This is a genomic window from Desulfosarcina variabilis str. Montpellier, from assembly GCF_048565275.1.
In the GTDB taxonomy this organism is placed as follows: domain Bacteria; phylum Desulfobacterota; class Desulfobacteria; order Desulfobacterales; family Desulfosarcinaceae; genus Desulfosarcina; species Desulfosarcina variabilis.
In genome coordinates, this window is record NZ_CP159846.1 from 2,403,779 (window position 1) to 2,417,198 (window position 13,420).

Here is a 13,420-nt window from a genome sequence, read left to right on the forward strand (position 1 = left end):
ATCGGCATCAAAGGGCAACTCGTGTATCATCCCTGATGATAAAAGGCAATGGTGTTCATACATGACCTGAGCCTAACCGGAAATCTTACCAAGCCCACCAAGGTTGATCAGAAAATCATATTTTTCATCATTATCTTCCTTGGTGTAAAACACACCAATGGCCCAACAGGGGGTTTTATAGATGAATCCACCGCCTCTGCTGATATTCTCATCATTCAGAAGATCGCGTTCGTAGGTGCCGCGGAGTAGCAACGAATCGGTCAGGTTGAGCAACAGGGCGCTGCGGACAGATTCATTGACGCTGGTTTCGTAACGATGTTCCACGAATAATCGATCACCGCGCCAGTCGGTCAGGGTTGTGCCCACATTGTGGGATGAAAAACGGGTGTCGTAGGTGTCGTACTCTGCATCGGCATTGAACGACAAATAGCGGTTCAGCTTGAACTCCAATTCTCCGTATACGTCTGACAAGGTTTCCGATTCGTTGTTTCTGGCTTTGGTGATATCATAACTCTGTTCCAGGTAGAAGCGACAGAATCGCAAGTAATTGTAAAGCATGATATCATCTTCCTGCCGGGCCCTTTGCCGGGCCGCCTGTCTGGCCGTTTGCGGGGTGGTTTGAATGTCTGTGGGCATGCCGGTGGGCAGCGATGGAAAGCTGTCCGCCTGCCTGGTGGGGGATGGCGGCGGGTCATGATCCAGTCGGGCGGTGAAGGTGTTGGTCAGTGAATAGGTGATCTGGTTGGCGGCGTCAATACGGTCCTCATCGGTAAAATAAGGCAATTCCGATTGATCCTCATCGGGAATGTAGGTGTAGGTCACCTGGGGCTTGATGCTGTGACGGATACGATCCACATTTTTGATGGACGTGTCCATGACTTTGGACAGTTTTGTTGAAACATCCAATTCCAGATCGTAGATCTGGCGGTAGGTGGACCGGTCGATGTTTTCATCATCCCAGCGATCCATGCGCCAGGTGGTTTCGCGCCACCCCGCCGAGGGCTCCACCGACAGATAATTTTCCCACCGCAGCGGCAGGTAGACGCGCGGGTGCACATCGGCCCGATAGCCGCGCTGTCCGTCCTCACGGTAAAAGTAGGTGGCTTCGGACTCGATATCCCAGTATATACCGGTGCCAAAGGCCGACTGCTTCAAACTGTCGAACATGATCATCGGCATTTGTTGAAGCGTGGTGTCGGTCTCATTCCAGCGCCGGTTAATCACATTGTCGTTCCACAACAATTCCCCGTTGAAGGCATAGTATGTCCAGGTTTTATTGATGTTCAGCCGGTTGGTGCGTGTATTTTCATCATAGGTATCCAGATCGCGGCCATAGGTTTCCAAAAAATATTTATAGGTTGCGTCATATCCGCTGCTGCCGTCCTGAAATTCGACCAGGTAATCCTGATCGCTGACCAGATCCAGATCCAGGCGGGCCATGGCATCGCCGGGCAGTTTCTGGTCCAGTTTGGCGCGCAGCCAGTATCGATCCGCGTTGGGGCGGGTGTAGGCGTCGTCGTTGTACCCCCACTTATCGCTGGCGTACTCGGAACCGTCATCGACCTGCCGATCGTTCAGGCCGTCGGCCATAATGGTGCCGAAACTTTCGTCAGACAGGGCATAGCGATACTCCAGACCCATTTTGACACCGCGCTGCTGCATGATATGGGTATAAAGGGTGGCATCCGAGTGATCGTTGATGGCCCAGAAAAAGGGCTGGTCCCAGATTACGCCTTTGCGGCTCGAATATCCCGGCATCGGAATCAGGAGCCCGGTCTGGCGTTTGGATTTGGCCGGGAACAGGAGGTACGGCGTATACACCAGCGGCACATCCGCGGCCCGGAAAACGGCGTGGCTGGCCGTGCCATAGCCTTCGATGGTCACGTTGACGCGCCGCGCGGTAATGGCCCAGTCCGGATCATCCCCATCGCAACTGGTAAGGGACGCGTTTTCCGCCTGGTAAGATTCTTTGCCGGTTTTTTCGATGCGATCGCCCCGGATGTAAAAATGAGTATCCGACAAGAAAACGCCGCCATTTTGGATTGCCCCGGTTTCGCGCCGCATATCCATCTGTAGACTATCGCCGGTAATCACATCCTTGCCCACGGTCATCATCACATGGCCGGAGGCTGAAGCATGCTGGGCCTTGCGATTAAACGCCACCCGATCGGCGGTAAGCCGGATGGCCTGCTTTTCGATGATCACATTGCCCCGTAAATGAATGGTTTCCGATAGGGTGTCGTACCCTATTGTATCGGCCTCCATTTGCCATGGCACCGAAGGGTCGCCTTTGACTTTGTCGAGAGAAAGCGATTTTGAATACGTAAAAGAGGGCGCAAGCATCTGTAAACATACCGTGGCAAGCAGGATGCCCAAGCTCATAAACCAAGGGTTGGTGACTGGAAGAAGGACTTTCAAGATTAACGACCGCATCAATGATTATAAGATATCGCTGGATTGGGAAACCGGTTGTCGATGTATGGATCACGGTAAGCAGGTGCAGGATCAGGGTCCCGGAAACAAATAATTCCATATCTTTCTTGCTTGTGGCCCGTCTACAAGCCACCATCTTATGGTGGAATTATTTCTTACCGTGACCCTAACCGCTTGCACCCAAACAAAAAATTAAATATAAAGCTATCCAAATTGAAATTGCAACAACAGTTTTCTCAATCCATCAGGCCAGGGCGCTCTATTTGCCGGGGCGACCCGAGCGATGAAAGTGTGTTGTATTTATGCAAGTGCTTTTAACCAACGATGATGGCATCCACGCGCCCGGGTTATGGGCGTTGTATCATGCCTTTTCCTCATCACAATGCCAGGTGACGGTGGTGGCACCGGATCGTGAACGCAGCGCCGTTGGGCACGGGATTACCCTTCACCAGCCGCTGCGGTATGAGAAAGTTCAGGTCAATGGGTCAATGACGGGATTTGCCGTGAATGGGACACCGGCGGACTGTGTCAAACTGGGTTTGGCGGAGCTGATGGCCACGCCCCCGGGGCTGGTGGTATCCGGGATCAATCCCGGCGCCAATGTGGGCATCAATGTCAATTACTCGGGTACTGTGGCTGGCGCCAAAGAAGCCGCCATGGCCGGCATTCCTGCCATGGCGGTGTCGATCATGGCGCCCGGCAACGGTCATGTGGCCGATGTGGCCCGTTGTGCCACAACCATTTCCATGCAGATGATGGCACGAGGGCTCCCGGCGGGCACATTCCTCAACGTCAATTTTCCCAATCTGCCCATGGAACAGATCCGTGGCATCCGCTGGAGCCGGCAGGGAACCCGCGTGTTTGCCCAGCCTTTTGAGAAAAGAAAGGATCCATGGGACCGGACCTATTATTGGCCGGGATGTGACCGTCAGGTAGCCTACGATCAATCCGACATCGATGGTGCCGTCATCGAAGATCGCTTCATCTCGATCACCCCCATCAAATGCGATATGACCGACTATGATGCCCTGCGCGAATTGACTGGATGGGATCTGGGGGAAATTGCTAATAGCTAACCGCTAACGGCTAATCGCTCAATTACGGAGATAATGATGAGTAAACGGTTTGTTTCTGAACTGGTTGCCGGCGATGCCGTCGACGATGTGTTTCTGCTGGCCGAGCGCAATGTGGCCCATAAAAAAGATGGGAATCCGTTCCTCAACGTGACCCTGGCCGATCGTACCGGTCAGGTCAAAGGCGTGGTATGGGATCAGGTGGAGCGCATTCTTGCCGCTGCCGCCGAGGGGGATTTCGTGCATGTACGTGCTCAGGTGGGGGAATACCGCGGCAACCTGCAGCTGGTGGTCAAAGATATGGCGGGGGTACCGGCGGATCAGGTGGATGCCGCGGATTTTCTGGCCGCCACCACCCGCGATGTGACCAAAATGATGGATCGCCTGCAGGAGATGACCGGCCGCATGCAGGATCCGCATCTTGCGGCCCTGTTCGCGCTATTCTGGCAGGATGCGGACTTTGTGTCTGATTTCATGCGTGCGCCGGCAGCCAAAATGATGCACCATGCCTATATTGGAGGCCTTTTGGAACATACGCTTTCCATGGCCGTGCTGGCGGAAATGGTCGGCAGCCATTACAGCGGTGTGGATCGGGATATGCTGCTGGCCGGGGTGATTCTCCACGATGTGGGCAAACTTCGCGAACTGGAATACACCAGTCGCATCGATTACACGGATCAGGGGCGCCTGCTCAGTCATATTGTAATCGGTCTTGCCATGCTGGATGAGAAACTGAAACAGGTGCCTGATTTTCCCGAAACCAAGGCCCACCTGCTCAAGCATATGCTGGTCAGCCACCATGGTGAGCGGGCGTTTGGGTCACCCGAGCCGCCCAAGACCATCGAGGCCGTGCTGCTCAACTACATTGATGAAATCGACTCGCGGGTCAACAGTATCCGCGAATTTGTCGCCAAGGATACGTCGGAGGGTAATTGGACATCCTATCATCGGCTGCTTGAGCGACATTTGTATAAAAAATAAAAGTGTTAAGTTTTAAGTGGTTAAGTGTTAAGTGGTGGATCGGGTCTGATTTTATATAAAATCGATAAAATACATTTACTTAACACTTAACACTTAACACTTGTTACTGTTTTGGCATCCAATACCCGAAAACGATGAAATAGCAAACAAAATAAGGATTTATGTTTATTACCCTCGAAGGTATCGAAGGCAGCGGAAAAACCACCCAAATCCAGACCCTTGTCCGGTTCCTGACGGCTGCCGGTCTTGATTGTTTGACCACGCGGGAACCGGGGGGAACGCCTATCGGCAGTCAGATTCGATCGGTGCTGCTCAATCCGGATAACGGGGCCCTGGCGCCCACCGCCGAAATGTTGCTATATATGGCCGATCGGGTGCAGCATCTGGAAACCGTGGTCCGTCCGGCCCTTTCGGCCGGTAAAGTCGTGGTGTGCGATCGTTATTTCGATGCGACCCTGGTTTACCAGGGCTATGCCCGCGGACTGGATCGGGACATGATCAATCGGTTGCACCGGTTGGCCTGCAATGGGATGATGCCCGATTTCACGCTGCTATTGGACCTGCCGCCTGAAATCGGGCTGGATCGGGCCTGGAGCAGAATCCATGCCGATGACGCCCATGCCCGGGAGTCGCGTTTTGAAACCGAGGCCCTGGCGTTTCACCAGCGCGTCCGCGACGGATATCTGGATCTGGCCCGCCGGGAGCCCCAGCGTTTTGCCGTGATTGATGCGGCCCTTGATGCGGCGGCCGTGGGCGAGCAGATCACCGCCGTCCTGGCAACCTTTATCAAAGCGCGGTTTCCCAGTGGAGGATAGAAAAAATCGCTTCTCCGGGGAGTTTCAGCTCCCTTCTGATTCGGTGCAGCATCACAAAAGAATGGACATTTTACAATGACCCAAACGATCCTCGATCATATCGGCAATACACCGCTGGTTGAGATATGGCATTTAAATCCCAACCCCCATGTACGCATTCTGGCCAAGCTGGAGTATCTGAACCCGGGGGGATCGATCAAGGACCGGCCGGCGCTTTCCATGATCGAGGCCGGTGAGCGTGCCGGCGAACTCAAACCGGGCAAGACGGTCATCGAGGCCACCAGCGGCAACACCGGCATCGGCCTGGCCATGGTTTGTTCGGTCAAAGGGTATCCGCTGCTGCTGGCCATGAGCGAGGCGGCCAGCGTGGAGCGCCAGAAAATTTTGCGGGCGCGGGGTGCCGACATCCTGTTGACCCCTGGCCATATGGGCACCGATGGCGCTATCGAGGAAGTCTACCGTTTGGCCAGGGAGAATCCCGACACCTATTTCATGACCGACCAGTACAACAATCCGGCCAACTGGCAGGCCCATTACCACGGCACGGCGGTCGAGATCTGGGAACAGACCGGCGGGCGCCTGACCCACCTGGTGGCCACCATGGGCACCTCGGGGACCCTGATGGGGCTGTCCCGACGGCTCAAGGAATACAATCCGAATGTCTGCATTATCGGGGTGGAGCCATACCTGGGCCACCGGCTGCAAGGGCTGAAAAACATGAAAGAGGCCTACCAGCCGGAGCTGTTTGAAAAAAACCGGTTGGACGAAAAGGTCAATGTCGAGGATGAGCCGGCTTTTGAGATGACCCGCCGTCTGGCCCGGGAAGAGGGGCTCATGGTGGGGATGAGCAGCGGGGCGGCCATGGTCGTGGCTGCCGAGACCGCCAAAACCATGGACCAGGGCACACTGGTGGTTATTTTTCCCGATGGCGGAGAACGGTATCTGTCCACACCCCTGTTTGACGTACGCGAGAAAAATGATCTGACGCTGTTCAACACCATGACCCGTAAAAAAGAGCGGTTCGTGCCCATCAATCCGGGCAAGGTGTCCATGTACGCCTGTGGTCCCACGGCCCATGCGCGCATGCATGTGGGCGAGGCGCGCCGTTTCATTTTTACCGATCTGCTGGCCCGCTACCTGGCCTTTCGGGGCTATATGGTCAAGCATGTGATGAACATCACCGACCTGGATGACAAAACCATCACGGGGTCTGAAGCCGCAGGCATGTCCATCGAGGATTTTACCGGCATGCATATCGAGGCGTTTCACAAGGATCTGGCCACGTTGGGGATTCAACCGGCCAATCACTACCCAAAAGCCAGCGAACATGTGGACGACATGGTGAGCCTGGCCGAGCGGCTGGTCAAAAAAGGCTATGCCTACGAAAAACTGCGCTCCATTTATTTTGATATTTCGCGTTTCAAGGACTACGGCCGGCTATCGGGCGTGGATTTGAACAAGATTCGCGTCGGTGCCACCGTTGATCTGGAAGAGTACGAAAAAGAAAATCCGCGCGACTTCACCTTGCTCAAGCGCACCCGCCTGTCGGAACTCAAGCGCGGGATCTACACCAAGACCGAATGGGGCAGTATGCGCCCCTCCTGGCACCTGCAATGCGCGGCCATGTCCATGCGTTACCTGGGGGATTATTATGATATCCATTGTGCCGGCCGGGAACTGGTGTTCCCGCACCATGAAAACGAGATTGCCATCGCAGGCGCTTTAGGCGGCACGAGCTTGGCCAAATACTGGGTTCACTGCGACCGGGTGCTGGTGGACGGCAAAAAGGTGGACGATAAAGGCGACGGCTTGACGGTCCAGGCGCTCCTGGACATGGGGCTGACCGGGCGTGAAATCCGCTATTGGCTGCTTTCGGTGAACTATCGTAAACCGGTGATTTTTTCCAAAGGCCGGGTCGAGCGGGTGCGCAAGACCCTGGATCGTCTGGATGCCTGCGTGCATGCCCTGAAAAGCGTGCGGGGAGGGGCACCGTATGCCGATCTGGATCAGCTTTGCTACGACATTAAAAATGGATTCACCACGGCCATGGACGACGATCTGAATATTTCCGCGGCCCTGGCATCCCTTTTTACGGTGATCAAGCGCATCAATACCCTTATCGTCAATGGAGATATCGATGGGGCTGGGGCCAAAAAGGTGCTGGAAACCCTGTCCCGTCTCAACACGGTGGTCAATATTTTCGACTTTGAAGATCAAACCCAGGATCCGGCCGTCCAGCAGCTGATGGACGAACGGGACCGTGCCCGGCAAGAAAAGAATTGGGCCCTGGCCGACCAACTGCGTGATCAACTCAAGGCCATGGGGGTAGTCGTGCGGGATGAAAAAATTTAAAAATCAAATGGAGCATCTGTAATATGAAACCTGTTTATATGCCCTTTACTTATTTGACTGAACCCACGGCCCGCATACTATCCGCCCTTATCGGACCGGTGGTGGTGTACCAGCCTTTGCAGAACCGGGTTGACGACAGCCTGACCGCCCTGGCGGACCAAGGGGTGATCGACATCCGCTTCCCCTTGACCGGAGACGATGCGCGGCTGGCGGCGGCCCTTTCGGAATTTACCCAATGGGCCGGACAGAATCCCGGACGGACAACGGCCGGCGCTGATTTCGTCGGGGCGCAGCAGGGCAAGGTTCCCTATTTCGACGACAGTTCCATCAGTCGTATCCGTTCGGAAATCAAACAATATAAAGACCAGCCGGCCGAGGCAGATGGCGACGAAACAGGGTTCAGTGCAAGGCTCTTTTTGGCCGCTGCCGAACAGAATGACCGCACCACGGTCAATCTTGACCAGGAGCTAAAACAATTCAAGTCCCTGGAACAGGGGTTTCTGGATTCTCTGGTCGAGGGGGATGAGGCCAATTTCGATCGCCACGGTCTGGGTTCGCAACTGTGGCGGGAAGACCCGGGCGCCAAGCGCACCGAGCAGCGAATTCGTTCCTGGGCCACCCTGGCTGCGGCCGATCCTGAATTGCCGGATTTTTTTATCACCACCAGCCCGGCAGTGGTGGATACTCTGGTTGAGACCTGGGATGAGGTAATGCCGATCGAACAACTGGCCAAAATCCGTCTGGCGATTGCATCAAGCGAAGCGCCTCCCGTCCTGAATACGGTGTTGGCCGAGCTGACCCTGCGAGAATCCCTGACCGCCGATGCCTGCGATGCGCTGGTTGCCCTAAAAACCAATGATCCGGATGCGCCGGCAGTTGTCGTTACCCTCTATGCTGCCATCGACTGTCCCCCAGCGTCCATGGTGCGGCAAATGGCGCCGGCAGCGGCCAGGTTGGCTGAGAAAAAAACAAGCCCGGCAAAGGCGCATCACAACACACTGATCGTTCTGGTCGAACCTGACTCAAAATCTGAATAAATGCACAACTGACGCGGAATTGGGGACAACCTGGCCGCCCATTGAAAAAAACAGTTTCAACGCTTGACTGGCTGTTTTATTTGGTATAAGGCCTTTTTCATTACGAAGAGAAAAAACTGTTGATAATTGGATCAACAAGATTAGAACCTATTGAAAGGAGGCTTTTAAAATGGCTTTTACCCCAACTGTTGATGAATCAAAATGCGTTGGCTGTGAAGAGTGCGTCGATGTTTGTCCTGTAGAGGTGTTTGAGATGCAGGATGAAAAATCCGTACCGGTGAACGCGGAAGAGTGCCTCGGCTGCGAAAGCTGCGTGGAAGTATGCGAAGAAGGCGCTATCACCGTCGAAGAAACCTAATCTTTTACGGCTCGCACAAAAGGTTCCGACCCCCGGCGGATGTATCCGACGGGGGTTTTTTGTTTTTGAGATAGGTTCTATTTTTTCTACTTAACCGTCAGAGGGCTGTTATGAACTATTATCGGATCGTCAAGACTGCGTTCGGCCATACCGCTGTGGCGTTTTGCGACCTGCCATTCGGTTTGCTCGAGGTGCGGCTGCCCACCCTCAGCCTGGATGACTTGTGCCAACCGTTTGACCATCGCGGCTGGCAGATCGATCATCAACATCCGGATGCTGCGGCCGTGGCCAATATGCTGGTGCGCTATTTTGATGGAGAACAGGTTGATATCCCCTGGCCGGTGATGGATTTTTCCTGCTTCACCGCTGCCCAGCAGGCTGTTTACCGCGCGGTGGCGACTATTCCTTACGGCTCTACGGCTTCTTATAAACAGGTGGCGCGCATGGCCGGGCTGCCCCGGGCCGCCCGTTTCGTGGGCACGACCATGGCCAAAAATCCTTATCCGGTTTTCATTCCCTGCCACCGGGTGATCAAAAGTGACGGCAGTTTGGGTGGTTTTGGCGGAGCCGTGCAGGCCATCGATCTCAAACGGCGCATGCTGGCGCTGGAGAATCAGGCCGGCGAATAATGCCGCATTCGTATTCCATCTGATTCGGTATGGTAGTAAAAAATGGTCAGCAGATTAGTGTTAAGTTGAAAGTGTAAAGTAAATTTATCCTGCCGATTACTTGTCAGAAATGTCAGCCGTGGCAAGGGTTTTTGGAATCTTGACCGTAAAGGTGGTTCCTTCTCCAAGTTTGCTCTTCACTGAAATATCACCGCCATGCTGACTGACAATACGGTGAGTAATGAAAAGGCCCAGGCCTGTGCCCTTTCTCTCTTTGGTGGAATAAAAGAGGGTGAATATTTTTTCGCGGGTTTCATCGTCCATGCCGGCCCCGTCGTCGGCAATGGAGAATACGATGCAATCATTTTTGGCCGTCATGGAAAAGTCAATGCGATGAGATGATGAGGCATTGTCCTTGTGACAGGCATCCACGGCATTGTCCAGGATGTTGATCAGGGCGGCCTGCAGGTAGTCGGCGTCCACGGTTATGGTGCCAACCTGTCGGTCGATGTGGCATCCCAACTGGATGTCGCTACCGTCGATTTTGGGTCGAACAACGCTGATCAGGGTATCGGCGAAGTCCGATGCGTCAACCTCGGCCAGCTTCAATTGGCGTTCCTTGGCGTAGTAGAGAATGTCCAGCACCATCTTGCGGATCCGCTCGGCGGTCTGCCGGGCGGCTTTGCATCCCTCCTGGGCACGCTGGATATCGTTTTTGTTAAGGCCCGATGATACCAGGTAAAGCCCGCCGTCCAGACTGGTTAAAAGACCTTTCATGCCATGGGAAATAGAACCGATCATCAGACCCAGGGAGGCCAGATGGTCCTGAAGTTCGGTTTTTTCGCGAACCAATTGCTCCAGGCTGCGCGTGTAATCCTGAAGCCGCTTGCGCATGGCGATTTTTTCCAGCGCCCGGTTCAGGGCGATGTCAAGGGCGTCCACATTGATGGGCTTGGTGATAAAATCGGTGGCATCGTACTTCAGGCTGCGGATGGCCAGGTTCATGTCACCGTGGCCGGTGATCATGATCACTTCGGTTTCCGGGTTTTCGTGTTTGATTTTCCTGAGTAGCTCGATGCCGTCACCACCGGGCATCTTGATATCAGTGACCACGATCGAGGGGCTTTCCTTCACAAACACGTCAAACGCCTGGGTGGCATTTTCAGCTTCCAGGGTACGGTAGCCCATGTCCATCAATGAAATGCCCAGCACTTCCCGGATATCCGGTTCGTCATCGACGATCAAGATCGTTTTTGAAAAGGACTCATTCATCGGTGGATTCCGTTTCAAAGGGTTGCGGCGGCGTCTTTTTCAGGCGAATCGTCAATTACGGGAAAACGAAGCACAAAACAGGTGCCGTGGGGCGCGTGGGACACTGCCTCGATGGTGCCGCCGCATTCCTTGACGATGCCGTAGCTGATGGAAAGTCCCAGGCCGGTGCCCTTGCCCACCTCCTTGGTGGTAAAAAACGGCTCAAAAATCTTTTCTACCATATTTTCCGGAATTCCGGTACCCGTATCGCATACCCGACAGACCACCACCTTCCCTTGGGTGCCGGTCCACAGGTGAATCCGCTTGTCCGGCTGGGCGCCATCGTCCGGCCGGTCTCCCCAATGCGACTCAATGGCATCGCGGGCATTGAGCAGCAGATTGATGAAGACCTGCTCCAGCCGGCTAGGGTCGCCATGAATGCGGGGCAGTGTCTCGTCGATTTCCCACGCCACCTGGATGCCTCTGACTTTGAGTTGCTGGCTGAAAATCTCAAAGGCACTTTTGAGTACATCGTTGAGCTGCACCATGACCATTTCCATGTCTGACTTGCGGGCAAACTGGCGCATGTGGTTGATGATGCGGGTGGCCCGGTCCACGTTGCTGTCGACCTTGCCCAGCATGTTGGAGAGAATATCCTCGGCAATGGGCTCATGGGCGCCGAGTTTTTTCATGAAAAAACTGCTCACGGTTTTGATGACCGACAGCGGCTGGTTGAGTTCGTGGGCCACACCGGTGGCCATCTCACCCAGCGTGGCCATTTTACTGGCCTGGATCAGCTGCTGCTCGGTTTCCAGCCGTTTGGTGATATCGCTGGTGGTGACCAGCAGTACTTTTTGGCCTGAATACTCGGACGGAGAGATGCGAATGTTGACAAACAACCCTTTGCCATCGCGGTCCAGGTGGCGGGCCTGATTGATCACCGAGGAGGTGGCCACCTTGAATGCATAATGATCCTGCTCATCCGGGTGGAACAGGGTCATGAACGAGCGGCCGATCAACTCGTCCACAGTAAACCCGTAAACAGGCATAACGCTTTGATTGCAGTCCAGGATCTGGAGGGTCTCCATATCCAGCACAAACACCGGGTTGGGAATATTGCTGAAAATGGCGTGGTATTTTTTCTCGGACGTTTGCAGGTCCACTTCCAGCTGGCGGCGTTGGGTGATGTCCAGAGAAATCTCCATGGCGGCCACGATCTCACCATCACTGTTTTTGATGGGCGATGTGCGTACCAGCCAGTGCTTGGGTGATCCGTCCTTGTCTACACCGCTTTCCTCGGCCTGATGAGACAGGCCATCGGCAAAGGTTTTTTCCACCGGGCAGGACACGCATTTTTCCGTTCGGCCTTTGTAGGCGTGGTAACACCAGTCATCCGGCGTTGGCGCAAACCGTTTGGAAAATTCACGGTTGAAACGCAACAGACGATAATTGTGATCCTGAACCGTGATCAGGCAGGGGACCCGTTCAAAAAGATTCTGATACTCGTCGCGCTGGTTGTTCAATTCTCTTTGGCTGGTGGCGATGTCATCGGACATCTGGTTGACGGCCGTGGCCAACTGGCCCAGCTCGTCGGTCTGGTGCAGTTTGACTTTGCTGGCATAGTCTCCCCGGGCGATAAGGCGGGTGCCGTCGATCAGACGTTTGATGGGCTGGTTGACAAAGCGCAGAACGAAGACCAGGATGATCATTGATGTGATCAGAAAAACAAATCCGGCCAGGGCGATGATGCCCCGTTCTTCCATGGTGATTTCACGATCGGTGTTCTCAAGCGAAATGACGACATCCAGGGCGCCCAAAATTTGTTTGTCTTCCGGATGAACATGGCAGTCGCCGGTGCTGCATCCGGGTTCGTTTTTAATGGGGCTGATGATGCCCAAAAGCCGGTATCCCGTTTGAGCGGAGAAAATACGGGTGCGTTCTTCCAGCGGCACCGATGTCATCGGTGGGTCGGTGCGATGGCAGATATGGCAGGCCTCGGCCTTGATGTTGGTCGTCTTCTCGACTTCGTTCGGGTTGTTGGAGTATTTTATTTCTCCTTCCTTGTTGTAAATGCGGATATTCTTGATTTCCGGCTGGCGGCTGATGTTGTTGATGATCTGGTTGATCTCATCGCGGGAGTTGAGCATCATGGCGTAATGCGTTCCCAGGCGGATGGTATTGGTGAGCCGGTCTGTGCCGGCCACCATGTTTTTCATCATTTTTTCTTTTTGGTAGCGAATATTGAAAAATGCCCAGGTGGCGATCGTGACCAGCAGTACAATGCCAACCGACAGGATCAGCTTGGCGGCGAGGCTGTTGTGAAGGTTTTGGAATAGCTTGAACATAGAACCCTTAAGCTCACCATCAGCGCTTTAAAAGCCATTTGAGGCCGATTTGAGTGTTAAGTTTAAAGTGTTAAGTGTTAAGCGGCGGATCGTATCTTTTTTATAATCGATAGCATACCTTTCCTTAACCCTTAACCCTTAACCCTTAACCCTTAACCCTTAACCCT

The 13,420-nt window shown here is 54.2% G+C and carries 10 protein-coding genes; 7 read left to right on the top strand and 3 right to left on the bottom strand.

All coding sequences use genetic code 11. The features are described from left to right. Nucleotides 1-72: 72 nt before the first annotated feature. Nucleotides 73-2,277 (bottom strand): LPS-assembly protein LptD, encoded by a 2,205-nt coding sequence (locus Dvar_RS10870; RefSeq protein ID WP_419661713.1) that lies wholly within the window; start codon nucleotides 2,275-2,277, stop codon nucleotides 73-75. Nucleotides 2,278-2,735: 458 nt separating this feature from the next. On the opposite strand from Dvar_RS10870, the gene surE reads away from it, so the two are divergent. The 7 genes from surE (at nucleotide 2,736) to Dvar_RS10905 (ending at nucleotide 9,678) form a co-directional block, all read left to right on the top strand. Then, nucleotides 2,736-3,509 (top strand): 5'/3'-nucleotidase SurE, encoded by a 774-nt coding sequence (gene surE, locus Dvar_RS10875; protein WP_419661714.1) that lies wholly within the window; start codon nucleotides 2,736-2,738, stop codon nucleotides 3,507-3,509. 33 nt (nucleotides 3,510-3,542) lie between these two features. After that, nucleotides 3,543-4,487 carry a 3'-5' exoribonuclease YhaM family protein gene (locus Dvar_RS10880; protein WP_419661715.1) on the top strand — a complete coding sequence of 315 codons (945 nt, stop codon included), beginning with the start codon at nucleotides 3,543-3,545 and terminating at the stop codon, nucleotides 4,485-4,487. Nucleotides 4,488-4,648: 161 nt separating this feature from the next. Next, entirely contained in the window at nucleotides 4,649-5,302 is a 654-nt protein-coding gene (tmk, locus tag Dvar_RS10885; RefSeq protein ID WP_419661716.1) for a dTMP kinase, read from the top strand. 75 nt (nucleotides 5,303-5,377) lie between these two features. Beyond that, a complete protein-coding gene (cysS, locus tag Dvar_RS10890; protein WP_419661717.1) occupies nucleotides 5,378-7,654 on the top strand; it encodes a cysteine--tRNA ligase in 2,277 nt (758 codons plus the stop codon). Between the two features lie 23 nt (nucleotides 7,655-7,677). Further along, entirely contained in the window at nucleotides 7,678-8,691 is a 1,014-nt protein-coding gene (locus tag Dvar_RS10895) for a hypothetical protein (RefSeq protein ID WP_419661718.1), read from the top strand. Nucleotides 8,692-8,860: 169 nt separating this feature from the next. Beyond that, nucleotides 8,861-9,049: a ferredoxin gene (locus tag Dvar_RS10900; RefSeq protein ID WP_155307513.1), complete on the top strand. Its 189-nt coding sequence runs from the start codon at nucleotides 8,861-8,863 to the stop codon at nucleotides 9,047-9,049. 110 nt (nucleotides 9,050-9,159) lie between these two features. Next, complete coding sequence (locus Dvar_RS10905; RefSeq protein ID WP_419661719.1) at nucleotides 9,160-9,678, top strand: methylated-DNA--[protein]-cysteine S-methyltransferase; 519 nt, start codon at nucleotides 9,160-9,162, stop codon at nucleotides 9,676-9,678. Between the two features lie 96 nt (nucleotides 9,679-9,774). On the opposite strand, the gene Dvar_RS10910 is transcribed toward Dvar_RS10905, so the two are convergent. Together Dvar_RS10910 and Dvar_RS10915 are read right to left on the bottom strand one after the other, a co-directional pair. Then, nucleotides 9,775-10,929 (bottom strand): response regulator, encoded by a 1,155-nt coding sequence (locus Dvar_RS10910; protein ID WP_419661720.1) that lies wholly within the window; start codon nucleotides 10,927-10,929, stop codon nucleotides 9,775-9,777. A gap of 14 nt (nucleotides 10,930-10,943) precedes the next feature. Next, entirely contained in the window at nucleotides 10,944-13,253 is a 2,310-nt protein-coding gene (locus Dvar_RS10915; protein WP_419661721.1) for a PAS domain S-box protein, read from the bottom strand. Between the last annotated feature and the right edge of the window lie 167 nt (nucleotides 13,254-13,420).

Bases quoted from the DNA above. Each gene is read 5' to 3' on its own strand.
- Dvar_RS10905 (WP_419661719.1), top strand. From the start codon at position 9,160: ATGAACTATTATCGGATCGTCAAGACTGCGTTCGGCCATACCGCTGTG.
- Dvar_RS10895 (WP_419661718.1), top strand. From the start codon at position 7,678: ATGAAACCTGTTTATATGCCCTTTACTTATTTGACTGAACCCACGGCC.
- Dvar_RS10915 (WP_419661721.1), bottom strand. From the start codon at position 13,253: ATGTTCAAGCTATTCCAAAACCTTCACAACAGCCTCGCCGCCAAGCTG.
- tmk (WP_419661716.1), top strand. From the start codon at position 4,649: ATGTTTATTACCCTCGAAGGTATCGAAGGCAGCGGAAAAACCACCCAA.
- Dvar_RS10900 (WP_155307513.1), top strand. From the start codon at position 8,861: ATGGCTTTTACCCCAACTGTTGATGAATCAAAATGCGTTGGCTGTGAA.
- cysS (WP_419661717.1), top strand. From the start codon at position 5,378: ATGACCCAAACGATCCTCGATCATATCGGCAATACACCGCTGGTTGAG.
- surE (WP_419661714.1), top strand. From the start codon at position 2,736: ATGCAAGTGCTTTTAACCAACGATGATGGCATCCACGCGCCCGGGTTA.
- Dvar_RS10910 (WP_419661720.1), bottom strand. From the start codon at position 10,929: ATGAATGAGTCCTTTTCAAAAACGATCTTGATCGTCGATGACGAACCG.
- Dvar_RS10880 (WP_419661715.1), top strand. From the start codon at position 3,543: ATGATGAGTAAACGGTTTGTTTCTGAACTGGTTGCCGGCGATGCCGTC.